Source organism: Sporosarcina sp. NCCP-2331, assembly GCF_023707945.1.
GTDB lineage: Bacteria > Bacillota > Bacilli > Bacillales_A > Planococcaceae > Sporosarcina > Sporosarcina cascadiensis.
The window spans coordinates 39,035-64,682 of sequence record NZ_BRCD01000010.1 but is presented as its reverse complement, the minus strand read 5'-3'; the positions used below and the strand labels follow the sequence as shown (position 1 = coordinate 64,682).

Annotated in this window: 25 protein-coding genes; 9 read left to right on the top strand and 16 right to left on the bottom strand. The window is 43.5% G+C overall.

Features of this window, described 5'->3' with window-relative positions:
- Positions 1-237: 237 nt before the first annotated feature.
- From NCCP2331_RS07750 to hflX, 7 genes are all read right to left on the bottom strand, one after another.
- Positions 238-432 carry a hypothetical protein gene (locus NCCP2331_RS07750; RefSeq protein ID WP_251669781.1) on the bottom strand — a complete coding sequence of 65 codons (195 nt, stop codon included), beginning with the start codon at positions 430-432 and terminating at the stop codon, positions 238-240.
- A 74-nt stretch (positions 433-506) separates the two neighbouring features.
- Positions 507-1,490, bottom strand: a complete 984-nt coding sequence (locus tag NCCP2331_RS07745; protein ID WP_251669779.1) for a siderophore ABC transporter substrate-binding protein — start codon at positions 1,488-1,490, stop codon at positions 507-509.
- Positions 1,491-1,512: 22 nt separating this feature from the next.
- Positions 1,513-2,274, bottom strand: a complete 762-nt coding sequence (locus NCCP2331_RS07740; protein WP_153723672.1) for an iron ABC transporter ATP-binding protein — start codon at positions 2,272-2,274, stop codon at positions 1,513-1,515.
- Positions 2,271-3,221 (bottom strand): iron chelate uptake ABC transporter family permease subunit, encoded by a 951-nt coding sequence (locus NCCP2331_RS07735; protein WP_251669777.1) that lies wholly within the window; start codon positions 3,219-3,221, stop codon positions 2,271-2,273. Before NCCP2331_RS07735 ends, NCCP2331_RS07740 begins: the two co-directional genes overlap by 4 nt.
- Complete coding sequence (locus tag NCCP2331_RS07730; protein ID WP_153723107.1) at positions 3,214-4,164, bottom strand: ABC transporter permease; 951 nt, start codon at positions 4,162-4,164, stop codon at positions 3,214-3,216. The genes NCCP2331_RS07735 and NCCP2331_RS07730 overlap by 8 nt, the downstream gene beginning before the upstream one ends.
- A gap of 236 nt (positions 4,165-4,400) precedes the next feature.
- Complete coding sequence (locus NCCP2331_RS07725; protein WP_153723106.1) at positions 4,401-5,273, bottom strand: DUF6612 family protein; 873 nt, start codon at positions 5,271-5,273, stop codon at positions 4,401-4,403.
- A 291-nt stretch (positions 5,274-5,564) separates the two neighbouring features.
- The gene (gene hflX / locus NCCP2331_RS07720) at positions 5,565-6,830 is read right to left on the bottom strand and encodes a GTPase HflX (protein WP_153723105.1); all 1,266 of its coding nucleotides are present in this window, start codon (positions 6,828-6,830) and stop codon (positions 5,565-5,567) included.
- Between the two features lie 221 nt (positions 6,831-7,051).
- Between hflX and NCCP2331_RS07715 the strand changes: the two genes are divergently transcribed.
- The 3 genes from NCCP2331_RS07715 to NCCP2331_RS07705 all read left to right on the top strand — a co-directional run bounded on the left by NCCP2331_RS07715 (position 7,052) and on the right by NCCP2331_RS07705 (position 9,563).
- Positions 7,052-7,519, top strand: a complete 468-nt coding sequence (locus NCCP2331_RS07715) for a nucleoside deaminase (protein ID WP_251669775.1) — start codon at positions 7,052-7,054, stop codon at positions 7,517-7,519.
- A gap of 98 nt (positions 7,520-7,617) precedes the next feature.
- Positions 7,618-8,349 carry an oxygen-insensitive NADPH nitroreductase gene (nfsA, locus tag NCCP2331_RS07710; protein WP_153723103.1) on the top strand — a complete coding sequence of 244 codons (732 nt, stop codon included), beginning with the start codon at positions 7,618-7,620 and terminating at the stop codon, positions 8,347-8,349.
- Between the two features lie 26 nt (positions 8,350-8,375).
- Positions 8,376-9,563 carry a class I SAM-dependent methyltransferase gene (locus NCCP2331_RS07705; protein ID WP_251669773.1) on the top strand — a complete coding sequence of 396 codons (1,188 nt, stop codon included), beginning with the start codon at positions 8,376-8,378 and terminating at the stop codon, positions 9,561-9,563.
- A 276-nt stretch (positions 9,564-9,839) separates the two neighbouring features.
- On the opposite strand, the gene NCCP2331_RS07700 is transcribed toward NCCP2331_RS07705, so the two are convergent.
- Positions 9,840-11,021: a MalY/PatB family protein gene (locus NCCP2331_RS07700; protein WP_251669771.1), complete on the bottom strand. Its 1,182-nt coding sequence runs from the start codon at positions 11,019-11,021 to the stop codon at positions 9,840-9,842.
- Between the two features lie 150 nt (positions 11,022-11,171).
- Between NCCP2331_RS07700 and NCCP2331_RS07695 the strand changes: the two genes are divergently transcribed.
- Positions 11,172-13,295, top strand: a complete 2,124-nt coding sequence (locus tag NCCP2331_RS07695; protein WP_251669769.1) for an S-layer homology domain-containing protein — start codon at positions 11,172-11,174, stop codon at positions 13,293-13,295.
- Between the two features lie 253 nt (positions 13,296-13,548).
- Here NCCP2331_RS07695 and NCCP2331_RS07690 read toward each other — a convergent pair whose 3' ends face one another.
- The 4 genes from NCCP2331_RS07690 to NCCP2331_RS07675 form a co-directional block, all read right to left on the bottom strand.
- Positions 13,549-15,015, bottom strand: a complete 1,467-nt coding sequence (locus NCCP2331_RS07690; RefSeq protein ID WP_251669767.1) for a polysaccharide deacetylase family protein — start codon at positions 15,013-15,015, stop codon at positions 13,549-13,551.
- A gap of 165 nt (positions 15,016-15,180) precedes the next feature.
- Positions 15,181-16,053 carry an anti-sigma-V factor RsiV gene (rsiV, locus tag NCCP2331_RS07685; protein ID WP_251669765.1) on the bottom strand — a complete coding sequence of 291 codons (873 nt, stop codon included), beginning with the start codon at positions 16,051-16,053 and terminating at the stop codon, positions 15,181-15,183.
- On the bottom strand, positions 16,050-16,547 hold the full coding sequence (locus NCCP2331_RS07680; protein WP_251669763.1) for an RNA polymerase sigma factor SigV: 498 nt from the start codon (positions 16,545-16,547) through the stop codon (positions 16,050-16,052). Before NCCP2331_RS07680 ends, rsiV begins: the two co-directional genes overlap by 4 nt.
- 235 nt (positions 16,548-16,782) lie before the next feature.
- Positions 16,783-17,505 (bottom strand): MerR family transcriptional regulator, encoded by a 723-nt coding sequence (locus tag NCCP2331_RS07675; RefSeq protein WP_251669761.1) that lies wholly within the window; start codon positions 17,503-17,505, stop codon positions 16,783-16,785.
- 160 nt (positions 17,506-17,665) lie between these two features.
- On the opposite strand from NCCP2331_RS07675, the gene NCCP2331_RS07670 reads away from it, so the two are divergent.
- Complete coding sequence (locus tag NCCP2331_RS07670; protein ID WP_251669759.1) at positions 17,666-18,661, top strand: NADPH:quinone oxidoreductase family protein; 996 nt, start codon at positions 17,666-17,668, stop codon at positions 18,659-18,661.
- A gap of 49 nt (positions 18,662-18,710) precedes the next feature.
- Here the strand turns inward: NCCP2331_RS07670 and putP are convergent, their stop codons facing one another.
- The gene (gene putP / locus NCCP2331_RS07665; protein ID WP_153723094.1) at positions 18,711-20,192 is read right to left on the bottom strand and encodes a sodium/proline symporter PutP; all 1,482 of its coding nucleotides are present in this window, start codon (positions 20,190-20,192) and stop codon (positions 18,711-18,713) included.
- A gap of 281 nt (positions 20,193-20,473) precedes the next feature.
- Between putP and NCCP2331_RS07660 the strand changes: the two genes are divergently transcribed.
- Positions 20,474-20,797, top strand: coding sequence for a YbjQ family protein (locus NCCP2331_RS07660; RefSeq protein WP_251669749.1), 324 nt, complete (start codon positions 20,474-20,476; stop codon positions 20,795-20,797).
- 41 nt (positions 20,798-20,838) lie between these two features.
- Here NCCP2331_RS07660 and NCCP2331_RS07655 read toward each other — a convergent pair whose 3' ends face one another.
- Positions 20,839-21,267 (bottom strand): DUF1801 domain-containing protein, encoded by a 429-nt coding sequence (locus tag NCCP2331_RS07655; RefSeq protein WP_251669747.1) that lies wholly within the window; start codon positions 21,265-21,267, stop codon positions 20,839-20,841.
- A 16-nt stretch (positions 21,268-21,283) separates the two neighbouring features.
- Complete coding sequence (locus NCCP2331_RS07650; protein WP_153723091.1) at positions 21,284-21,478, bottom strand: YwbE family protein; 195 nt, start codon at positions 21,476-21,478, stop codon at positions 21,284-21,286.
- 311 nt (positions 21,479-21,789) lie between these two features.
- Here NCCP2331_RS07650 and NCCP2331_RS07645 point away from each other — a divergent pair, with 311 nt between their 5' ends.
- The 3 genes from NCCP2331_RS07645 to NCCP2331_RS07635 all read left to right on the top strand — a co-directional run bounded on the left by NCCP2331_RS07645 (position 21,790) and on the right by NCCP2331_RS07635 (position 25,226).
- Positions 21,790-22,230, top strand: coding sequence for a YtoQ family protein (locus NCCP2331_RS07645; RefSeq protein WP_251669745.1), 441 nt, complete (start codon positions 21,790-21,792; stop codon positions 22,228-22,230).
- A gap of 167 nt (positions 22,231-22,397) precedes the next feature.
- Positions 22,398-24,818, top strand: a complete 2,421-nt coding sequence (locus NCCP2331_RS07640; protein WP_251669743.1) for a HAMP domain-containing sensor histidine kinase — start codon at positions 22,398-22,400, stop codon at positions 24,816-24,818.
- A 15-nt stretch (positions 24,819-24,833) separates the two neighbouring features.
- Complete coding sequence (locus tag NCCP2331_RS07635; RefSeq protein ID WP_251669742.1) at positions 24,834-25,226, top strand: response regulator; 393 nt, start codon at positions 24,834-24,836, stop codon at positions 25,224-25,226.
- A gap of 49 nt (positions 25,227-25,275) precedes the next feature.
- On the opposite strand, the gene NCCP2331_RS07630 is transcribed toward NCCP2331_RS07635, so the two are convergent.
- Positions 25,276-25,641 (bottom strand): response regulator transcription factor, encoded by a 366-nt coding sequence (locus NCCP2331_RS07630; protein ID WP_264879233.1) that lies wholly within the window; start codon positions 25,639-25,641, stop codon positions 25,276-25,278.
- Between the last annotated feature and the right edge of the window lie 7 nt (positions 25,642-25,648).

Below are 25,648 nucleotides of genomic sequence, written 5' to 3'. Positions count from 1 at the left end.
GTCGCCGCCTTGCACTCCAATCAACTGAGCAGGTAGAATGTAGCCTCCTTGTGATGTAAAAAGTTTAGTTCAACTTATATAGTTTTGTTTTAGGATGGCGGACAGGTATGAGCCCTAGAGAGGATGTTATGATCGGGCGGCGCACGGGTATGAGCGCTGAGAAGGATGGCATGATCGGGCGGCGCATTGATATGAGCGCTGGACAGGGTGGTATGAGCGCTCTGCGGGATTCTATGATCAATGCCGGAAACATGCATCGGCTACGGCTTTTATTTTGGAAAATAAAATGCGCGGTGCTTCTTCAAACGCGCGAAAATGTCTGCTATCCGCGCGAAAAACGACTGGAAGCGAACCAAAAACGTCCAGCGCCGCACGTTTCACTGGCTGCACCGCACCAATCCGCATTTCCGCCGCGCCAAAAGCGCCCGGCACCGCACATTCCCCCCTTTACAGCGAAAATCTCCATACAAAAACCCCGAAAGGCTGAGCTCCCGGGGTAAAACTTCTTATAGTGCTACTTCTACTTCTTTGATCATTTCTTTCACTGACTGAAGTCCGCCGCCTGAAAGGTACCAGTATTCACCGTTCAGGTAGATCATTTTGTCATTTTTGAATGCATTTGTTTTCTTGACTAGGTCGTTTTCAACAGAATCTTTTGCTGAAGCACCGTTGCCGATTGACGCGTCACGGTCAATGATGAACAAAATATCCGGATTTGTGTCCAGGATGTATTCAAACGTGATGTTCTGTCCGTGAGTAGAAGCCTCGATCTTTTCATCAGCCGGCTCAAAACCAAATACGTCGTGAATGATTCCAAAACGTGAGCTTGGTCCGTAAGCACTTATTTTTCCTTCAGTTGCAAGGATCATTAATGCTTTGCTGTCTGATTCAGCCGTTTTCGCTTTAATTTCTTCGATACTTGCATCAACATCCGCTAATTCTGTGTTCATTTCATCTTCTTTATCAAAAATAGTTGCAATCTTTTCCATGTTCTCTTTGAATGAATCCATGTAGCGCGCAGTATCTACACCCATGAAGATAGTTGGCGCAATTTTCGAAAGCTCTTCATATGAGTCAGACTGACGTCCGGAAATGAAGATTACATCCGGTTTCATTGCGTTGATTGCTTCGAAATCCGGCTCTTTCAGGCTTCCAAGATTTTCGTACTTTTCATCTTCATATTTCGATAGATATCCAGGAATATTAGCCTGCGGCAAACCTGCCACTTCGATCCCTAATTCATCCAATGTATCCAATACACCAAAATCGAATACCACTACTTTCTCAGGGTTTTTCTCAAGAGTTGTTTCGCCAAGTTCGTGCTCGATTGTGATTTCTGTGCTGTCAGTTTTCTCGGCACTTTCTTCTGCTGCAGGTTTATCTTCTGATGCCGCGTTGTCAGCCGGCTTGTCTTCTTCTTTCGTGTTGCCGCAAGCAGCAAGTGCAAGCATTAAGATCAATGCGAATAGGGAAAGTGTCAGTTTTTTCATTTGAATTAGTTCCTCACTTTTTTTAAGAGTTGAAATAGACGCAAATACGGCAATTTTTCATTTGTTGAATCGGGATATCCATATCATAGATTTCCCGCAGTGATTCTGAATTGATAATATCGTTCGTCGGTCCATCTTTGACGATCCGGCCGTTTTTCAGTGCCACAATGCGGTCTGAATAAACGGAGGCAAAGTTGATGTCATGCAATACGATAACGACTGTCTTGCCAAGGTCATTGACGAGCTGACGTAAAATTTTCATGATCTGTACGGAATGTTTCATGTCCAAGTTGTTCAGCGGCTCATCAAGTAAAATATAATCGGTATCCTGTGCAATGGTCATCGCAATAAACGCGCGCTGACGCTGACCGCCCGATAATTCATCCAAATAGGCTTCCTGCATATCCATCAAGCCCATGTATTCCAGCGCCTGATCCACCATCCGCTCATCTTCTTCGTGGAGACGGCCCTTACAATGCGGGAAACGGCCGAATGCCACCAGTTCGCGGATGGTCAATTTGACGTTCATGAAGTTTGATTGTTTCAAGATGGCTACGCGCTTGGCGAATTCATTGGACTTCATATCCTTCACTTTACTTTTGTCCAGCAATACTTCACCTGTATCGGCATCCATCAATCTGCTTACCATCGAAAGAAGAGTAGATTTACCAGCCCCGTTCGGTCCAATAAATGATGTGATTTTTCCGCGGTGGATGTTCACATTGACCTTTTCGACGACTGCCTTTTTCCCATAAAATTTCGTTAGCTCACGAACTTGAATCATGAAGATCGACTCTCCTTTAATAGTAAATAGATGAAGTAAATGCCACCGACAAAGTTGATGATTACGCTCAATGTCGTGGAGAACGAGAAGACCCGCTCTACAATCCACTGGCCGCCGACCAATGCTACCACACTCATCAGCGCAGCTCCGGCAATTAAGATGGAGTGCTTGAACGTGTTAAAGAATTGATACGACAGATTGGCGACAATAAGCCCAAAGAAAGTAATCGGCCCGACCAGCGCAGTCGAAACAGCAATAAGAACAGCGGATAATATCAGCATGACCTTCACGACCGTCTGATAAGATACACCTAAGTTAATCGCGGTATCCCGTCCTAATGAAAGAACATCCAGCTCATTAATATAGCGCCAGCCGATGATCAGCGTCAGCACGAGTATCGCAAATGCCCACCAGACGAGATCGCCGTTGATATTGTTGAAGCTTGCAAACATTTTATCCTGTACACGCAAGAATTCATTCGGATCGATCAATACTTGCAGGAATGTCGAGATACTGCCGAAGAACGTTCCGACGATAATACCGACCAACAGCAAGAAGTAGATCGGCCGGTTGCCCTTGCCGAATAAAAAATGATAGAGCAGTAAAGCAAACAGTACCATGGCCCCTACCGACAGCATAAAGTTGAATTGCTGATTAATCAGTACAAAATGGGTAGAACCAAAAAAGAAAATAAGGACAGTTTGAAGTAAAATATATAGGGAGTCCAGCCCCATTATGCTTGGCGTCAAAATCCGGTTATGCGTAATCGTCTGGAATATGACCGTAGAATAGGCAACCGCCACGCCTGTCAAAATCATCGCAATCACTTTGACCGCTCTTCGAGGAAGCGCGTAATCATAGCTGCCGTTCAATCCTTGAAATAAATACAATCCGCAAAACACCAATGCCAAAGCGGCTAGAATCAATAACTTTGTTCTGTTACGCATATGCCTTCCCCCTAAACAACAGATAGAGGAAGATTCCGCTTCCAATCACACCGACCATTAAGCTGATCGAGATCTCATACGGATAAATAATGACTCTCCCTAAAATGTCGCAAATGAGAAGAAAGATTGCGCCGAGCAAAGCGGTGTGCGGCAACGTCTTTTGCAGATTATCTCCTTTAAAAATCGAAACGATATTCGGGATGATCAGCCCTAAGAACGGAATCAAGCCCACCGTCAAGACAACAGTTGTCGTAATTAACGCTACTAATACAAGGCCAATATTCACAATCCGTTTGTAAGCCAGCCCTAAGTTCTTGGAGAAATCCTCTCCCATTCCAGCCACCGTAAAGCGATTCGCATATAAATATGTAATGATCAGGACCGGTATGCTTATATATAAAAGTTCATAACGGCCTTTCATGATCATAGAAAAATCACCTTGCAGCCAAGCTGACATATTCTGAATCACATTTGCTTTATAGGCGAAAAATGTGGAAATGGATGACAGGATATTCCCGAACATCAAGCCGACGAGCGGAATGAAGATCGCATCCTTAAATTTGATCCGGTCCAAGATTTGCATGAACAAAAATGTACCGAGTAGGGCGAATGTAAAAGATACCGCCATTTTTTCTAATAGTGTTGCATTCGTAAAAATAATCATCGAAACCAAAATCCCAAGTTTCGTTGCGTCCAACGTTCCTGCTGTTGTTGGGGAAACAAATTTATTGCGGCTTAGTTGCTGCATGATAAGCCCGGCAATACTCATTCCGGCACCCGCCAGCAAAATAGCAACCAGCCTCGGCAACCTGCTGATTAAGAAAATCTCTGTTTCTTCTGATCTCCAATCCAGTAAATCCGCTGGTGTGATACTGCTTGCACCGACGAAAAGCGAAAGGAGTGAGAGTAGTATGACAGCTGTAATTAAATAACGTTTCTTCATGAAGAACTCCGATATCGAATATTTGAGCTTTCTCACTTAAATGAAAATGATTATCATTCGCTCATAAACTACTTTAAGCGTTTTACGATACGAAGTCAATAGCTAATTGAAAATCATTATCATCACTTTGTGACAATCGTTTTTCCACAGTATGCTGTGTGCTGACTGCTGAAAACACTATTGTACAGCGAAAAAACTGCCCTCCGGTAATTCGGAAGACAGTTTTGTCATGTTACTTATTGCTGCTGCATGGCTTCATTCATGTCAACTGCATTATCAATCACTTCTTTTGGCACTTTGATTTCATCAATCTCATTGATTTTCGAGATATCGCCTTTGATCTTCTGTGAAATCTTCACTTGCTGGCCTTCTTCTTCCATTGTCATGACCATATCCATGTCAAAATGATTTGTGAAGAATGTTTTCTTGTCAATGGTGAATTCCACATCAATACTTTCAATTTTCATTTGAGAGATGAGATCCAACTGCGCTTCTTCCATTCCCGCAGGCATGTTTTGCTCCATCATATCCTTCATTAATTCACTGAACTTCTCGCCAGACCCTTTCAAATGAAGAATATATTCGTCATTTGTCTGTTCAAAAGTGAAATCATCGGCAAACTCTTCATACATAGAAAAGTCTACTTGTGTATTCATAGAGCCGGCCATCTGCCCTGCAACTTCTTCATACATTTCATTCGGCAATTGCATCCAGTCGCCTGACTCAGGATTTTTCATGAAAAACCCGTCTTCAGTCATAAACATTTCTACAGCCGTCTGTTCTTCGCCCATTTGCATATTCATCGTCTGACGCATAGCAAGCGGTTCAAGAATCATATCCATATCGATTGTCGAATGAACTTCCTGCTTATCTTCACCCATCTCAATGTTCTGGTCCATCTCCATGTCAGCGTGCATGCTTTGCTGTGTTTCTGACGCAGCATTCGCCTTCTCCATTACTTCTTGTACAGTGAGGTCACTTTTTACTACAACCTCTTCTTCTTTTCCAGGGTCGGTACTGGCATCCTCTTTCGGTGTTGCTGTCTGTCCGCAAGCACTTAGGGCAAATGCCAGCGCGCCGGCACCTATAAATGTTGTCCACTTTTTCATATTTGCATCTCTCCTCTTATTTTGGCTTCAATTAGTTGTACGGCCGAAAAACGTAAAAGGTTCAATTTCCCTTACTTTTCGACATAATCCGAACCATTGTACCAAATCTATCCAGTGACTCTGTAGGTAATTAAAACGAGCGTGTTAGGTAATTACACCTTATTTTGCCAGAAAGGTTTAGATACAGCAGGAGCGGGCATACTAGAAACATCCCACCCCCTTTCTCTTCTTATAAAGATAAAAGGATTTGGCTGCATGCATTGCGCATGCAGCCCTTTTTTGATTCATTATTTACAATACAAACTCCTGGAGACGTTCGCATTCGCTGACCGGCATTTCCACTGTCAGCAAAGTGCCTTCTTCTTCATAAGCAGTCTCCTTAATCGCAGCTGTCTCATTCAAATGGGACACGAGCTCTCCGCGGTCATAAGGGATGAGCAGTTTGCACGTAACATATTCTCTGAAAAGATTCTGTTCAATCAGCTTCAGCAGTTCAGGCACTCCTGCGTTTTCTCCGGCGGACATCCAGATGTTCTGATCCTGTACGCGGGGATAAGGCACTTCTGCCAAGTCTGCTTTATTGTACACATTGACTGTCGGAACACTTTCCACTCCAATATCCTGCAATGTTTCATTGGTAATATCCATCATATAACCATGTTCTTCATTTGAAACATCCACTACATGTAATAACAGATCTGCATTTTTTGCTTCTTCCAGCGTAGAACGGAATGCTTTGACCAGGTGGTGAGGGAGCTTGGAGACGAAGCCTACTGTATCCGTCAAAATAAATTCCTTCTTGCTCTGCAGTTTAATTTTTCGGACGGCCGTCTCTAATGTCGCGAACAGCATATCTTTTTCGCTGACCTGCTTTGATTGATCAGCATCTACGTATTGAAGCAGCCGGTTCATCAACGTCGATTTTCCCGCGTTCGTGTAACCGACAATCGACACTACCGGAATTCCGCTGCGCACTCGCTGTTTGCGCTGCGTCTCCCGCTGTTCACTGACATGATCCAGTTCTTTGCGCAATTTTGCAATCTGATCTTCAATCTTCCGGCGATCGAGTTCCAGTTTCGTCTCACCGGCCCCTTTGTTCTGCAGGCCTCCGCCGGTTCCCCCGCCCTGCCTGCTCAATGAAGCGCGAAGCCCGACTAGACGCGGCAATGTATATTGAAGCTGTGCCAGCTCCACCTGCATCTGTGCTTCCCTGTTGCGTGCACGTCTCGCAAAAATATCCAAGATCAGCATGGTCCGGTCAATAATTTTACATTCCAGTTCTTTTTCCAGATTACGTAATTGAGACGGTGACAGTTCATCATTGAAAATCAGCAAGTTTGCACCTGTCTCTTCATATATTTCACGGATTTCATCAATTTTTCCTTTGCCTAAATAATGAGATGGATTTCTTCTTTCAAGATTCTGTGTCACTTGCCCGACGATCGTGACATCAATTGCTTCTGCTAAGTTGCGCAGCTCCTCCATTGCATATTCGAAATGAAGATCTTTCTGTTCATGAACGCCGACTATGACGGCTTCTTCTATTAATACATCCATTTCCGTATCCTCCCCGATGTTTTTTTACAAGTAGTTTACCCTTCAGAGCGCTAACTAACCATGACTGTTCTTTCATCATCATAACAAAGATGCATACATAAGCATTCATTTCGAATATCCTGCTGAATGTTTTGTCTGTATGGTGATTGTTTTGTATGATAAGGGCAGGAAACCAGACAATATTTCCCGGGAAATTTAATTATTCGACAGGAGGAAATGACATGAATCATGAAAAGTGGCTGAAGCATACAGTGGAAATGGCAACAGAAAATGTTTCAAATGGCGGTGGTCCGTTTGCAGCTGTCATCGTAAAAGATGGTGTGATTATCGGGTCTGGGACCAATCTGGTAGAATCCGCTTGTGATCCTTCTGCCCATGCGGAGCTGCTGGCAATTAAAGAAGCCTGTGCGAAATTACAGTCGCTGGATCTGTCTGACTGTGTATTGTACGCAAGCGGCGAACCTTGTCCCATGTGTCTCGGAGCTGCTTATTGGGCAACCGTGGGCAAAATATTGTATGCCTGCAGCAAGCAGGATGCTTATGAGGAAACAGGATTTACAAACCCTGTGCAGGCTTTCTTTCTCGACCAGGAACTACAGCCCGAAGAGCGCTTTATTCCATTCATTCAGCAGAAAACTGCGGATGCATTGCAACCGTTCCTGGCATGGCAGAAACGGTTGTCCAACTGAGCTTGGGTATTTCCTGAAAGCTCTGAATAGTGTAGGATGAAAGTAGATATTCAGGAGTGAAATATATCCTGCTGAGAAAATAAAGGCGGAGGGATCGTATGGTTATTGAATTATTGAAATCTCACTCTTCAGTTCGGCGCTACAAAGACGAACCGATCACACGGGAGACCGTAACAGAATTGATTCGGGCAGGACAGCATGCAGCAAGCTCACATTTCGTGCAGGCTTGTTCAGTGCTCTATGTAACAAATACAGAAAAACGAGGACAGCTGGCAGAGCTTTCGAAGAACCGCCGTCAATTTTATACAGGCGGTGCCGTGCTTGTTTTTTGCATGGATTATAACCGCCTGTCGCATGCCGCGCGTCTGCACGGCAGAGAAATTGATTATTCTGCAGCTGAAAATGTCCTGGTCGGTGCAATTGATGTCGGTCTGTTCGCTCAGAACGTCGCAATCGCCTCTGAATCAAAAGGCTACGGCATCTGCTATATCGGCGGTGTTCGAAATGCGATTGAAGAAATTGCAGAAGTGCTTGAACTGCCAAAAGGTGTCGTTCCTTTATTCGGCATGTCCATCGGTGTGCCGAATGAATCCAACGGTGTTAAACCGAGACTGCCGGTAGAAGCGGTCTTGCACGAAAACACGTATAATGAAGAAAAATATGATGATCTGCTGCCTGCTTACGATGAGATTATGAAGGAATATTATGCTGGCCGCGATTCCAACCAGCGCGAAGCCACGTGGACTGCAGAAATGGCGGATTTCCTGGAGAAACCGCACCGTCTTCACATTAAAGGCTTTTTGGAGAAGCAAGGCTTTCTCTTTAACTGAACGCAGACAGACAGGAGTGTCAGAACATGTCAGTAGATGAAGTACTCGAACTGCTGCAAAAACGCATGACAGACGGTACTTTCATTCGGGGTACGATCAGTCAGCCCCGCTTGAAATCGAATGAAACGAAACGCATCAAAATGAAGCCTCTTGAACTGAAAGGCGAATTTTATATCCAATTTGAATATCAGCATGAGCGGATTCTGAAGCATGAGAATGTGCCGCTCGATAGTATCGCTGGCCCTCTGCAGAAGGCTCTTGAAGAATACAAGCAGTTCCACATTGAGCTGACGGATGAAACCATTCAGATCTTGCTGTCGAAGAAAATGAAGGTTTCCATCAAAAGAATTTTTCTGGATACCGAGAAAACAGTGGATTACGCACATAACCGAAAAAAACATTACGCCCTGAACGAAGGAACACCCTATCCATTTCTTGTACGCCTGGGTGTTCAGACACCTGAAGGCAAAGTGAAGAATCAGAAACATGATAAATTCCGGCAGATCAACCGATTTGTCGAACTGATCGACGATACTCTGAGCCATCTTCCGAAAGACCGGCAGATACGCATTTTGGATTTTGGTTCCGGTAAATCCTACTTGACGTTTGCTCTTTATCATTATTTACGGATCGAAAAAGGACTGGACATCCGGGTTACCGGCTTAGATCTGAAGAAAGAAGTCATTGAAGAATGCCAGACGATTGCAGAAGATTTGCAGTATGACCAGCTGGAGTTCCTGGTCGGTGATATCAATGAATATGAAGGCGACACGGCAGTCGATATGGTTGTTACGCTGCATGCGTGCGATGTTGCGACGGACATGGCGCTTGCGAAAGCTGTTACATGGGGCGCTTCGGTAATTTTATCTGTTCCCTGCTGCCAGCATGAATTGTTTTCGCAACTGCAGTCCCCGGCATTCGATGTCATGCTGCAACATGGTCTAGTGAAGGAACGCTTCGCGGCGCTCGCTACCGATTCAATGCGCGCTGAACTGCTGTCGCTTGTCGGCTATGAAGCGCAGCTTGTCGAATTCATTGATATGGAGCATACGCCGAAAAACATTCTGATCCGTGCGTACCGCAACGGCCGCCAGCCCGATCAGGCACAGATCGCACGCTACGCGACTTTCCGCGATATGCTGAACGCCCGCCCGTTTTTAGAGAAAGAACTGCAGCAGCGACTCGGATTTCTTCCTGGCAGCAGTGCGGAATAGCAGGTTACGTCCATTGAGCAGTTTTGTTGCGGGGAACTCGAGCGCTCTTTCGGATGACTCGAGCGCTCTTGCGGAGAACTCGGACGCGCTTACGGAAAACTCAAGCAACTTCGCGGGGTTCTCGGGTGTTTGCAGGGAACTCGGACGCATTTATGGAAAACTCGAACAACTACGCAGAAAACTTGAGTCCTCAATTGCCAAAACAACGCTTTATAATGTTTAAAATTAAAGGGAGCGCTATTCTTAAAAAAGAATAGCGCTCCCTTTCCCATACACTCAACGCGGCAAATGTTCAATAATCGCGTCCACTGCCTGTTTAATATGCCGCGGCTCTGTCCCGAGGTTTAAACGGATGAAGCCCTTGGACTTTTCCCCGAACCATTCGCCGTAATCGATGGCCAGTTTGCATGTATCCTGCACGAATTCCTTAACCTGATCCGGCTGAATATACGCACGCAGATCAATCCACAGCAAATACGTACCTTCGAGCGGACTGACGACCAGTTTCGGTGCATGCTCCGCAAATTGTTCCACTGCATAGCGTTCATTCGACTTGATGACGGCGCGCAGCCCGTCCAGCCAGTCCGCGCCATGGCGGAATGCGGCTTCAGAAGCGGTCATCCCGAGTAGATTGACTTCTGTCTGGTTGACCGAGTTGACGAACCGGTCGAACTGTTTTCGCAGCTCTTCATTTTCAATAATGATCTGCGACGTCAGCAAACCGGCCAGATTAAATGTTTTGGAAGCAGCCGTCACTGTGACTACTTGCTCAGAAAACTTGCCGTCCGCCACGATCGCAGACGGAATATGCGTGTGCTCGCCAAATGTCATATCATGGTGGATTTCATCCGATACAACGAGGACATCGTATTTTTCACAGATTGCCAGCAGCTTCTCCGCTTCCTCTGCCGTCCAGACGCGCCCCACTGGATTATGCGGGGTACAATGAATAAACAGCTTCACGTCATTGTCTGCAATTTTCTTTTCAAAGTCCTCAAAGTCAATTGTATACTTGCCGTCCGTATTAATCAGTTCACTGTTCACCAGCGTACGCCCGGTATCTTTCACCGCGTTGCTGAATGGATAGTAGACAGGCGACAGAATAATGACTGCATCTTCCGGTTTCGTAAAGGCATTGACGAACCAATAAAGCGCCGTCACGACACCCGTTGAAAAGCGCATCCACTCTTGCTTCACTTCATAGCCGTGGCGTTCGCGCTCCCAGTTGATGAACGCTTCATAATAGGAATCGGGCACATACGTATAGCCGAACACCCCGTATTCCACCTTCTCTTTGATTGCTTCCACTACCTGCTCAGGCACTTTAAATTCCATATCCGCCACCCAGGCAGCCAATAAATCCGCGCTGCCGAAACGTTCCTCCAGCTTATCCCACTTCAGCGAGTTCGTTCCTTTTCGGTCAATCGCATATCGTTCCAAAAACTCTTCTTTATTCATACATACATTCTCCTTTGTTTTACATATTCAATCATATCTGTCTACTCAGATTATATCATATATGCACTTTTGCTTTCTGTTCGTGTTGAACACAATATTTTTGGGGTATAGTGTAACTATTGATTTGGCAACTTGCTGGAGGTAATTATCATGAAAAAATGGATGGTATCACTGAGCTGGACAACACTGATTTTCTTCTGTTCCATTCATTCCGTAACTGCACAAGCAACAGTATATACAGATATCCCCGACTCTCACTGGGCAAAAAATGAAATTCTTCAGTTGAGCGAAATGAATGTATTGCAAGGTGATGCAGATTTGCAGTTTCGTCCCGATTCACCGCTGACAAAAGGACAGGCTGTACGGGCTTTGTCACAGGCTCTACCGACCAAAATGCCAAACCTGTTTCCTATTTCTGATATGAATGAGCCAATAAAACGTGAACAGCTGATGCAGGTATTGGCCGCTGCATTTGAAATAGAACCTGTTCAATTGATTGCATTCTGGCCTTCGCAACATGAACAGATCACTTTGGATAAAGTGGCATTACTCAAATTCGCGACCGCTAAGAATTTTCTGCAGAATGGTCCAATGACTGTTACAAGAGCTGCTTTCGCTAACGTACTGCACGGCTTATTACTGGACAGTGGCTATATTGGAGAAGCAAAATCCCACACGGTGACCGATAACGAAACATCGAAGAATTTTTCACCCCTGAACACTTCCGTTTATATAGAAAAAATACCATTTGAACGGCATCATATTTCTTTGCGTGCTGAAGAAAAAATCCGTTTGAAATCGCAGACCCAGACCAATTACGGCTTCTCGCACGATGAAATCTATACATATCAATTGGGCACAGCCGGTGCGGAATTCAAAGTGACATTCAGAAGCCTCCCAAATCAAGATATCTTTGTGTTTTCTGAACTGAAAAATCCATCGTACGTGCCTATTACAGTAGATATTTTGCAGAAGGAACAGGAAGTTTCCTATTTTGATTTATATCGCTATGACCGGTATCCGCTAATGCGTGAAAATACGGATTCAGCAGAGGCAGACATGACTTCTTATCCGACAGGTGTGCTGCGTTTCATTCGAAATGATGGTACTGTCGGAGAGCGAATGATCGGGCAATCCTATAGTTCAAAGCAGCTTTCCAAGCGATATGATAATGGCGGGGAAAGTTTCACACGTGAACTGATTGATGAACAAGAAGCTCTTTCCTATGCTTTGGCAGACGGCTCGCTGTTGTCTGTTTATTCATTGCGTTCCAAAGGACAGGATATCGCGGATCACTGGTATTTGAATTCTGACCATCAGCTATTTGATTCGAAGGAAAAGATTTATGCCTGGATGAGAGAGACAGGTCAGAATCATAAGAAGCGCAATAATTGGTATACCGCCGACGGTGCTTATAATAAGCTGGCAGAATCTACTGAGCCGATGCCAAAGTCAGGACAAAACTATGGCCGGACACTGTTAATGATGAAAGAAGACCGTGCACTGACGCTTTTTCATGAGCAGGGTGACCGCTATTTTGAAGACTTGGTCTATAACGCGTTTGTTAATCTAAAAAACTTCAAGAAGGACAAAGCATATTGGGAAACGGAAGTGACGAGCACCTATCTGAAGGACTTGTACGAGATCCATGCTCCTTTTGTTGACACTCGTTTCAATGAACAAATTGCGCTGTTTTATTATAATATTGGGAATGAATTCGATATTCCGGAAGCCAATGAACCGCTGCGGAATTATGCGGATCTGCTCGTGTCGCAGGAAGACAAAGGCAATATTATCCCTGTGAAAAAATACGCTTATTATATTGCGGATTACTTCCCGATCAATCAGGAAGTTACAACGCACGCTTCTATGAATCACGCGCTTGGCGGAATGAATATTTTACTGATGGCATATCAGGAATTCAAAGATCCGCGTTATTTGCAGACTGCGCGCCGTATCCAGCAGGCCATCGCCTACCAGAAGGAAAACTGGATTCGCGACAACGGTGATATCTGGTACCGCATTTCTCCTGACCTGACATTTAAGGGGGAGGATTATAAGCATCTGACACTCGAGGACTTGATTAACGCTTACCAGCTTTGGCAGCAGATCGATCCTGTCTATCTTCCCTATCTGGAGGAGCTGATCATTTCTAAAGCGTCCTTCTTGTCGAATGAAAATTTAGGCTATACGATGAAAATAAAAGAAGGTTTAGAACAGATTGGTCTTTCGAAGTATCTTCCAAAAGGTGAAGAAGTGACCGATGCATTGTAAAGAGCAAAGACAAGCTTTTTTGCATTAACCGTACAGGAGAGAGGCGAAGAGGAGGATCAAGCCATATCCGCGAAAGTGTACGCCGGAATGGAAATCAACGATCTCAAACCATAATTTCGGCATTGCTGAGATAGAGTCTATAGTAATGCTGTGAAATATATGAGGCTGGGACAAGACGCGGTTTTAGTTTTTTACTTTTCGGAAATTACGCTAGATTCTGCTCTTATGTCCAGCCTCGCAGAGTAAGTGACTTTTATAAATCTGAAATTTTGACGAAGCTATAGCCTTCACTTTGCAGATAGGATAATACTGCTTCGAGCCCATCTGCTGTCGCCTGATGAATATCATGCATTAGGATGGTACTGCCGTCTCTCGCCGCGCTTTTAATATTAGCAAGAAGCTGGTTTGAATCACGGGCTTTCCAATCAAGTGTATCGACATCCCATAAAACAACAGGCAAGTTTGTTTGATTGCGAACGGTCTCGTTGACAGCTCCATAAGGTGGTCTGAATTCAGTTGCCTTCTGGCCAGTAACATTTTCAATAATGGCAGATGTCCTGTTGATTTCATGCCGCGCCTTTTCTGCGCCCAACTTCGTCAAATCAATGTGATTCCATGTATGATTCCCAAGCTCGTGGCCTGCTGTTTGTACTTCCCTTGCGATTTCAGGATATTTTTCAACCATGTTACCAAGCATGAAAAAAGTTGCTTTGGCATTGTATTTTTTCAGAGTATCAAGTATTTGCCTTGTTACTTTGGGATGGGGCCCATCGTCGAATGTCAGGGCAACTTTCTTAACGTCTTTGGCATTCTCCTCTTTAGTTTCTTCATTTTCCGCAATATCTCCATTGCTATCGCCTTGATTAAGAGGGGTAATAGTCTCTTTCACAGGTGCTTTGGCAATCGCATTTTCATCAGTATCTTGCAATACCGATTTGAACTTATCGGTAAGTAAGTTATTTATATCATTTAATGGAATTACTACTACCGGAGAGCCGACTGTTCCTGCTGCGTGTACATATTCATCGAAATAAAAAATTAGAGATTCATCTGTGATGGCGAAATTATCGAAATTGTCCCAGGTGGGTTCTGTCTTTGTATGTACACTTCCGGGTGTGAGATAGTCTTCGATTACAGGATTATTGTATATTGCCTCTCGTACTAGATTAGAAAGAGTCTTAAGGTGTTTTAAATTGTGCCCGAGTACATCAGAGATTGCAAAAACTTCTCCTGATTCAAGATTCAAATGGAATGAACGAATTTTCGTCTCTCTGATAGTCTTTCCCGTTTTACTGTTGTTAACTAGAACAAAAGAGTAGTTACCTGAACGATGAGAAAGAATTTCATAAGAAATCTTCAATTCATTTTTAAATTTACTGCCGTTATGTTTAGTCAAGTAATTATGCTTTGCATCTTCTATGTAACTAGAAATAGCTTCATTAATAGAACTATGGAAACTTTGCGGATATTGAATAGTAAAAGGTGTATATAAGTCATTCGATGTTTCAGTAATAACTTTTATATCTGGATAATTAGAATCAGCAGCATCGACCGCAACTGGTGCGGGAGTGACATCTTGTTTATTTTTAGGGAATAATGCAGCCTCTCCCTTAGTGGTCAGTGTAATTAAACTGATAGCAGATACGGTTAGAGCGATAATAATAATTGATAATGTAACATCAATCCAGAGCGAACGGCGTTTTCTATGTGTTTTTTTCATACTTACTACTCCTCGTTTATAAAAAATTAGACGTACACTTCTCGTTAAAAACTTTTATGAACAATGAACCTCGTGTAAAAATTCACCACTATACACACTCTTACAATATATTTTGCAGAAGCAGCAAACACGTAAATGTGTTTGCTGCTTTGAAATGAAAAGAAATTAGTTAATATATTTGTCGCTGACCAATAAATTCCCAAGTATATCCGATGGAATCTCGAACGTCACAACCCCCATGTAGCCGGGTGCTACTTCATATTTGTCGAATGATATAACAAGTTTATGATCAGTAGTAATATAGAAGTTTTGATCAGGTTTGATTACTTTAAATTCGAATTCGGATTCATCGGACTGGAAATAACTGATCCCTTCGTCCATCGACATTTGTCGCTTCATTTCACTTGCTATATACGAACTAATGACATCAATATATTTGTCATCTTTGAAGAGACTGGGAAGTGTAATGACTACGTTTTGCTGTTTATCGATTGTATCGTACTTCATCACCGTTGAAGAGGAGCCGACCGTATTTACCTCATAGCGAGCAATCGATAGAAGCTGGCTGGTATCGGTCATTACTTCGTATCCCGTATCAATTCCCAGGTGACCGTCCCCTGACTTTTTCATTTCAGCAACTTCCGCTTCAAATTGTTCGAAGAGCGCCTTATTTTCTTCAATATATTTTTCATTTAATGAAGCCTGCAGCTCTCCGTTTTCTAACCCGTCAATCGCAGGTGTATCAAGATTGGCTTGGTATGTCTTTTCGTCTACAGTGAATTTTTGAACAGTGAAAACCTCTACAATAACTCCTAATCCAGGAATATTCACCATCGATTGTGCCATGGCTGGACTCATGTTGATGCCCCCGACAAATAATGCCGCTGCTGCTGCAGCTCCAATCGCCCAACGTTTTAGAATTGGACGTCTCTTATGTACTGCTTTAGCCTGACGAACGGAATTTTTTACGACATCTTCCAACTCTGCCGGAATTTCTATCGCCTCATAGTCTTTTTTTAACTTATCAATTCTTTTCATAATCTAAAATCCTCCCCAATTTCAATGCGTAATTTTTTTAATGCGCTATAGAGCCTGGTTTTCACGGTATTGATATTTTGGCCAGTCACAGCTGCAATCTCATCAATTTTTAAATCCTCGAAAAAACGGAGAATGATTAGTGTCTTATATTCCGGAGGTAGCTGATCAATGGCATCTTGTAAATCTATATCCGAGAATTCGTCTTCAATTTGCGGCAAATGAACCAGCAAATTATCATCATCCATTGCCGAAACCCGTTGATTTTTTCTAATATAATCAATCGATGTGTTGATAACAATTCGGTAGAACCATGTTTTCAAATAGGTGCTTTCTTTGAGGCTACCGACTGATTTAAGTGCTTTGAATATAGATTCTTGGACAATATCGAGCGCAATTTCTTTATTTCTAACATAGCTGTACGCAAGGCGATAATGAGATTCTCGATTTTCTATTATAAATTTCTCTATAAGTCTAAAATGTTCTTTTTTTGTCATGACAAATATTCACCTTTCCCCATTTTCAACACGTCGCGATCACGTTCTAGTTATTCGACGGAACAGCTGTTTAAAAAGTTTGGATTGATTTTCATTTAAATCATCGGCCGGGTGCTTTATTGCAAACTTAAATCTATAGACAGCTCAAAGACCGCTAATTCATATGCAGATTAGCGGTCCTTTTTATACATTCATTTGAATCTTCTCTCTTTGGTTATACTAAAGCTAAGAAAGCTCAGCCTCTTTTCTGTCTATCCGAATAAACACTCATCGCATCCCGCATGAACACCGCCAGCCCCTCGCCGAACTGATCGATATTTTGCTTGAAGCGCTCATCCGCCACATACATTTCACCCAGCCCTTTAAACGCATCCAATGAATAGCTGCCCATTCGGTTCAGCAGTTCAAACCATTCTTCAATAACGGCCTGCGCTTCGTTAGAATCTGCTTTTCCATGCCGAATTTCTGCCAGTTTGAAATAAATCCGGTTCATTTCATCCTGCACATCTTCTCCAAACTTCCGGCTGGTCTGCTCCACTTCTTTCTCTCCCCATCTCGCCTTCGCTTCTTCTCCATATGGGTTCTTTCGAAAATCGAATCCCTTGAACTTCTCTTCATTTGTCATCGTGTCTTCCCCTTTCTCTGATTGGATCGTACGGTCAATCGTACGGAGCATAACTTCCAGCTGCACTTTTTTCTGCAGCAGCATTTTCCGCTGCAGTTCCAATGCTTCCAAACGCTCAAACGACGGACTTTCCAGCAGTTCTTTTATTCGCTTCAATGAAAAACCGAGTTCCTGAAAGAATAAAATTTGCTGCAAGTCGGCCAGATTTCCATTGGAATATAGACGGTAGCCTGCTTCAGTCACTTCATCTGGAATGAGCAGTCCAATATCGTTGTAGTGATGCAATGTGCGAATACTGATGCCTGTCAATTCTGCCACTTCTTTTACTTTCATTGGATCCATCGCCTTTCATCTTTACTATAAGGCCTTACGTAACGTGAGAGTCAAACATTTATTTTAAATGTTTTATTGAGCCTTCAGCTTTGAAGCTTTCAGACAACTGCGTTAGTATAATGCTAGAATCAAGAAATTCCGATATGGAAGGAGATTTTACATGACACAATTATTCAAAGCATTGACAGTCGATAAACAAGAGGATGATTTTTCAGTAGAGGTACGCGAACTTTCACTTGATGATCTTCCTGAAGGTGACGTGGTCATTCGTGTTCACTATTCAGGCATTAACTATAAAGATAGTCTGGCATCTATACCTGACGGAAATATCGTACAGAACTACCCAATGGTTCCCGGCATTGATCTGGCGGGTGTGGTGGTTTCTTCAACGGATCAACGGTTCAAAGAAGGTGATGAGGTCATTGCGACGAGTTATGAAATCGGCGTCTCACACTTCGGAGGTTACAGCGAATACGCAAGAGTGAAAGCCGACTGGGTTGTGCCTCTTCCCTCAGGTCTTTCATTAAAAGAAGCGATGATTATCGGGACAGCAGGCTTTACAGCAGCACTGTCTGTTCAGCGTTTAGAAGATAATAATCTGTCGCCTGGTAAAGGGAAAGTTCTGGTGACAGGTGCAACCGGCGGAGTAGGAAGCTTTGCGGTTTCGTTTTTATCTAAACTTGGCTATGACGTCGAAGCGAGTACTGGAAAGCAGAATGAACATGCATATTTAGATTCTCTGGGAGCCAAGTCCATTGTATCTCGTGAAGAGGTTTATGACGGTAAGATCCGCTCTCTCGGCAAGCAAAAATGGGCAGCAGCAGTCGATCCGGTCGGCGGGGAGCCGCTAGCTTCGTTATTAAGCCAGATTGAATATGGAGGATCAGTCGCTGTAAGCGGATTGACTGCCGGCACTAAATTACCTACAGCCGTGTTCCCTTTCATTTTACGTGCCGTGAATCTGCTCGGCATTGATTCTGTATACTGCCCAATGGATACACGTAAAAAAATATGGAATCGCCTAGCAACAGACCTGAAACTTTCAGATCTGGAACAGCTTGTGCAGAATGAGATTTCATTGGAAGAACTGCCTGATGCATTACCTGCTTTACTGAAAGGCCAAGCACGCGGACGGACCATTGTAAAATTAATTTGAGTATTTGAAAGAGCCATCCTCACATTGCAGGATGGCTCTTCTCATACGATTAACGTTCTTCTCCCAATAACTTAATCGTTTCATCATATTCACGTTCAATTTCAGCATTCTTTCTATACGTTGCCAAACTGACGATATACGTCACGATCAGACAAGTAATGAAGCCCGGCACAATTTCATACAATGAATTCGACAGGAATTTGAAACTCCCCCAAATTCCCACTGTAATCGCTCCGGCGACCATACCGCATAGTGCACCCTGCGGAGTGATCTTCCTCCAGTAGAGTGATAACAGAATGACAGGGCCAAATGCACCGCCGAAACCTGCCCAGGCGAATGAAACCAGTTTTAATACCGATTCTTTATTCGGCCACGCAAGAATCACTGCAACCACTGCAACGATCATAACTGCGGCACGTCCTAAAAAGACATATTGCCGGTCTGACGCGTTCGACTTAAAGACAGCTTTATATAAATCTTCGATCAATGCAGATGACGTCACGATCAATTGAGAAGAAATCGTACTCATCACTGCAGCCAATACTGCCGCCAGCATGATTCCTGCAATCAATGGATGGAAAAACAGTTGGCCGAGAACTATAAAAACGGTTTCCGGATCTGCAAGCTCTGCTGCATTTTGCTGGAAATACGCGATTCCCACCAATGCTGTAGCAATTGCACCGATCAAACTTAACAGCATCCAGCCGATTCCGATCCGTCTCGCACTTTTCGTTTCTTTTACCGATTTTATTGCCATGAAACGTACGATAATATGCGGCTGGCCAAAGTATCCCAGTCCCCATGCCAGCGAGGATATAATTCCCAGCAAACCGATGCCCGATGAAAAATTAAACAGCGCAGGGTCTACTTGACGTATACTGTCCGCTGTTGCTGCAAATCCGCCAGTCATGAAAATCCCGGCGGACGGCACTAAGATCAGCGCCAGAAACATGATCAATCCCTGAACGAAGTCTGTATAGCTTACTGCCAAAAAACCACCGAACAGTGTATAGGCAATGACCACTGCTGATACAATCAACAGTCCTGTATGATAGTCCAGCCCGAATGAACTTTGAAAAAATTTCCCTCCGGCGACCATTCCCGATGAAACATAGAAAGTGAAAAACACTAATATGATGATTCCTGAAGCCACACGAAGTAAACGCGATGTGTCCTTTAATCTATTCTCCAGGAAGCTTGGAATCGTTATGGAGTTATTCGATACTTGCGTATACATACGCAGACGCGGTGCCACAAGCAGCCAGTTTAAATAGGCCCCGATTGTTAATCCGATGGCAACCCATGCTTCGACCATGCCGTTCAGATATATTGCACCCGGAAGACCCATTAAGAGCCACCCTGACATGTCGGAAGCTCCGGCACTCAACGCCGTAACTGCCGGTCCCAGTGAACGTCCGCCCAGCATATAGTCTGTCAGATTGGATGTCCGTTTGAACGCGTACCATCCGATGAATAACATAGCTGCCATATACAAGATGATCGAAATGAGCTGATACGCTTGTTCCGTCATACAATCTCCCTCCTTTTTTAAAATAACAGTCCTATTTTACATGATTCGCAAACTTCTTTGAACCATAATCCTGAAGTGTGTATATTGAAACTATTGCTATCGACAATATTCCCCGGGAAATATGAATTTATGACATGATTCTTCCTGCCAATAAGTGCAGGTCAATCCCAGTGTTTTCTTCGGCTCTATAACATTTCTCATTATTTTTTCGAAGGTACTGGCAATGATGAAACCCCGCCGCCCTTTGATTCGTATAAAAGGAAACATAAGGAGGAGATCGAATGTTACACACGACAACGAACACACTGCAAGACCGGACAATCGAAACATACCACGGAATTGTATCTGGAGAAACCATTATGGGAGCAAATATTGTCCGCGATATCTTTGCTTCCGTCACAGATATTGTAGGCGGAAGAAGTTCAGCATATGAGAGTAAGCTGACAGAAGCCCGTGAAACTGCAATTGAGGAAATGTCAGAAAAAGCGCGGCGCATGGGAGCTAATGCTGTAATCGGAGTAGATTTGGATTTTGAAATGGTGCGTGAAGGTATGATGATGTGCATCGCTACCGGTACGGCTGTGACGTATAGAGAGGGTTTGTAAATATATGAATAAAAGAGAGGATGCAACACCCTCTCTTTTTCTTATTGCTTTTCATTTGGATATAATTCTTCTAAAAATATAACGGATTGCCCGATTAATTCCTTCATCACGTCCACGTCGATATCTGCAACTTTGTTAATATACACACACGCTTTACCGCTCGTGTGCTTGCCGAATCTTTCCAACAACCGTTCACGCTCAGCATCACCCGTTGTGAAATATAAGCTGATCTTCGCCTTTCGCGGTGAGAATCCGACAAGCGGCGCGTCCCCTTCATGACCGGTCTTATATACATAATGATAAGAGCCGAAGCCTATTATACTGGGTCCCCACATCTTTGCTCCATATCCCGTAGTGTCTGTAAAGATATCAAGCAACCGATAGGCATCTTCCCGTTTTTTGGGATTCTCCACACTCTCAATAAATTCAATTACACTATCATCGGTTCGCTTCGTCTTCAATTCATACAACCGGATTCAGCTCCCTTCACCCCAATATCTCAGCCACCCGTCCGACTTGTCCATCTTCCAGCCGCACCTTAATGCCATGCGGATGAAAGCTCGAGTTCGTCAATAAATCTTTGACAATCCCTTCTGTCTTTACTCCGCTGCGCTGGTCTTTCTTTAAAATGACTGCTACACGCAGTCCTGGTTTAATATCTGCTCGATTCTGTCCGTTCATAGGATGATCGCTCCTCTTTTTTATTCAGTGTACCATAGAACGCCCGATTCCCTGCTGCTGAACCCGTGATTGGTGCGGTTGTAAAGCCGTTTGGCGCGCTTGTATGCGGCTTTGGTGCGGTTCTTTGCCGGTTTCGCTCGGTCCGATCCTCTTTTGGCGCGCTTCGATAGAGTTTTGGCGCGTTTAACTAGCGTTTTGGCGCGGCAACCATAGACTTTTACGCGAATGCAGAAAACCAAGCAAAGTACATCTACTGAATGAAAAGAACAGGCATGATACAATGAAGTCTATCAAACTAGGAGGGGATTTGTATGCGTTTAACAGTATACTTAGCCGGGGAGATACATACGTCGTGGCGGGAAGAGGTCAAACAGCAGGCGGAGAAGCTGCAGCTGCCGGTTGATTTTGTCGGACCAATGGAAAATCACGACCGCTCAGATAACATCGGAGAAGAAATTTTGGGAGAGCAGCCGGACGCCATTTTTAAAGACGCAGCGGCTTCCAGCTTCAATAACCTGCGCACCGAGATTCTTATGAAGAAATCAGACGTCGTCATTGCGCTGTTTGGAGAGCAGTACAAGCAATGGAATACTGCAATGGACGCAAGCGCTGCTGTAGCATACGGCAAGCCGTTAATTTTAATTCGCCAAGAAAATCACCATCATCCGTTGAAAGAATTGTCGCGCAAAGCTCATGTCACCGTAGAATCGGTCGACCAGGCCGTACGTGCGCTGCAATATATTTTTGAATAAACACTTCAGGACACAGCCTGCTGTGTTCTTTTTTTTTCGCAAAACTTTACGAATGAAAACCTGGTTTCTTTTATTCCCAGACGTTAAAAATAAGCCGTATATTCCGTCTGCCCTAATCCTGCTTCGGATGGTAGAATAGAAGTATAGAAACAGGAAGGGGTAACCGAATGTCGCGAAGAAGAGGTATTCGCCAGCAATATATTAATATCTTTATTGTATCATTGTTAGTGGCTGTAATCGGCATGGGCAGTATGTATATATATGTAAAGAGTTCTTGGGCCGAGCTAGAGGAAAATCAGCAGGAGACTTTTGAAAAGTCCGAATTAGTAGAGCAAATATCCAATTCTGTTCAAGACCTGTTCTTTAGAATCCGCGGATACTATGCTTTTCAAATAGAGGATGAATTGAACGGAGCCTATCAGGCAATTCAGGACATTCATACGTATTCAAGACAATATAAAGCACTTCCCCTCAATGAAGAGGAGCAAAAAATCGTAGAAGAGATTGATGATTTTCTAACCGACTACGAAAATGTGACGCTGCCCAGAGCCATTCAGTACGTGCAGAAAAACGATTATGAAGGGCTGCGCGAACTTGCGAATGGCGGAACGAATTCTTCAGTCAACCGCTTTATCAAATATGCCAATGATTATAATCTCAATGTAAAAGAAATGCTTCAAGAAGACTATCAACAAACAAAAAACCAGACAAACCAATTCTTTTTGCTTATCACTTTGCTGGGACTTGCGTTTTTACTGATTCCAATTTTCATGGTATGGAATGTGATGAAACGGGTAATTCGACCTGTCGAGACCATCACACATGCAGCAGATCGATATGAAACGGATGGAAAAATTTTATTTCAGCTGATAGACAGAGAAGATGAAATAGGCGCTTTATCGCAAGCTCTTCACAAAATGATGCAGCGGATTCAAACGAACGAACAGGAATTGCTGGTCCAGAATGAAGAGTTAATTTCTCAGCAGGATGAATTATTTAATCGCCAGACAAAAATGGAATACGCTTTATCGGAAGCCCGTTTTTCTAAAGTTCGTCTGGAGCGTCATAACGGACTTAGTCATTTATTGTCCTTTTCGCTGGACAAGCAAGAAGTCTGCGATCAAACATCCGAGTACCTGAATACCATCTATCATTCAGACCTCAGTTTATTATGGTTTCCTATAAGTGACACTTTTTCGTTAAAAGGTATGTCCAATGAATTTTTTGAAGAGATAAAACATGAGCGGATGGATTATCTGAAACTTCGCTTGGAAACAGAACCTTATTTTATCATCAAGCGTGAGGCAGGCTATGAAAAGGGTGTCGCAGAAAATACCACTTTCGTTTACGACTTTGTCACAGGCATATACAATTCCGCAAACCACTTGAGCATCATTGCCATTCTCTCCCGAATCGGCAAGCCGTTTACTGAGGATGACCAGACGGACTTATATGGTTTATTTAAACGCATTGCAATAGCCGTCGACCGGATCGAACAGCATGAACTGATCAGCCACGAGCGCCAATTGAATCAAAATATTTTAGACAATATCAATGAAGGCATCCGTTTTGTTTCCAATAACAACGAGGAGGATAAATACAATACGGCACTATTTGAATTGCTGGGTATGGAGCCTAAAGCATGGCCGCGGGAAGAATGGACAGAACACTTCCTTCAGCAGATTAATGAGCCTGAGCAATACCGGGTGTTTTTAGAAGAAGCGCTGGACCCGGATAATCAGGAGATGAACCATAATTCATACATTGTCTCACTTCCTTCAGAACAGTCGCGAGTCATGAATGTTTATAGTGTGCCCATATTGATCAGCGGAGAAAAAGTAGGAACCATTTTCGTTCATCGCGATATTACGCGTGAACATGAAGTAGATCAGATGAAGACTGAATTAGTCTCTACGGTGAGTCACGAACTGCGAACGCCGCTGTCCAGTATTTTAGGTTTCTCTGAGCTATTGCTGAATAAAGAGATGGATGAAAAACGCAAGAAACGATATCTGGAAACAATTCAAAGCGAAGCCAATCGACTGACTTCTCTCATCAATGACTTTTTAGATATTCAGCGAATGGAATCAGGCCGTCAGACATACGCCGTTGAAGATGTATCGATAGCCGAACTGGCAGAACAGACAGTTGTGTCAGTACAGTCTTCTCTGCATTCCATTCAATTACAGGACGTTACCTGTTCTTCCACTGTAGTCGGCGACAGAGAACGGCTGCTTCAAGTATTCAAGAATATAGTAGGCAATGCCATCAAATTTTCTCCAGACGGCGGTAAGATAAGAGTCACGTTGAGAAATCAGAAAGATAGGGTTATCGTCTCCATTTCTGATAAAGGGATTGGAATTCCTCAAAATGATATCAGTCACTTATTCGAGAAATTTTATCGTTTTGATAATAGTTTCAGCAGAAAAATCGGCGGTACAGGTCTTGGTCTATCTATTTGTAAAGAAATCATCAACAATCATAATGGCCAAATTTGGATTGACTCGGAAGAAAACGTTGGTACAACTGTATTCTTCTCACTTCCGCTTAAACAACAACTGCCGAATGAGCCGGTTAATCTTGAATAACCTCTCGTGGTCATAGTGGAGGATGATGTAAGCATCGCTTTATTATCAGATGAAGAGCTGACAAGTAGCGGATTTTCTGTTGTACACCATGAAACTGTGGAGACGGCATTAAAATGTATCCAAAAAATGCAGCCCGCTGCAGTAGTAGTAGATTTAATTCTGCAGGACGGTGAAACAGGCTGGGAGTTAATCGGGCAGATGAAAAAGCTGAAAGATACAGAATCAATTCCCATCATCATCTCTTCCTCTGTGGAAAAGGATCCTCGATTGATGGAAAAATTTCATGTCGATCACTATTTGACGAAACCTTATCCGCTGCATGATTTTTCTGCAACAATCATACAAAATATACACCGTTCGGACGGCAGAATTTTATATCCACAAAGTGATCATCCCGACAAAAAATGAAAAAACGTTCTTTCCAATTTGGAGAGAACGTTTTTTTTCTAGCTTCCTGTTAGAAAAATGATTTCAGCAATTCCATTAATTCATTCGGACTAAAAGGTTTTGACACAAAGTAGGCAGCACCTTTTTCCATCGCAGCCGCCTGATCGGCCAACTGTGCTTTTGCTGTGAGCATGACCACTGGGGTTTGAAGATTCATAGGCTGAATTTTCTCCAGCACTTCCAGTCCGGTCATATGCGGCATCATATAATCAAGAAGGACTGCATCATAGTGATTCTCTTGGATTTTCTTAAGACCCTGCAAACCGTCCTCTGCTTCATCCACGATGAACCCTTCGAACTCTAATGTATCCGTCAGCAACATGCGAAGTATTTCCTCATCATCTACTACCAGCACTTTTTTTCCTGTATGTGACAATTTGGAG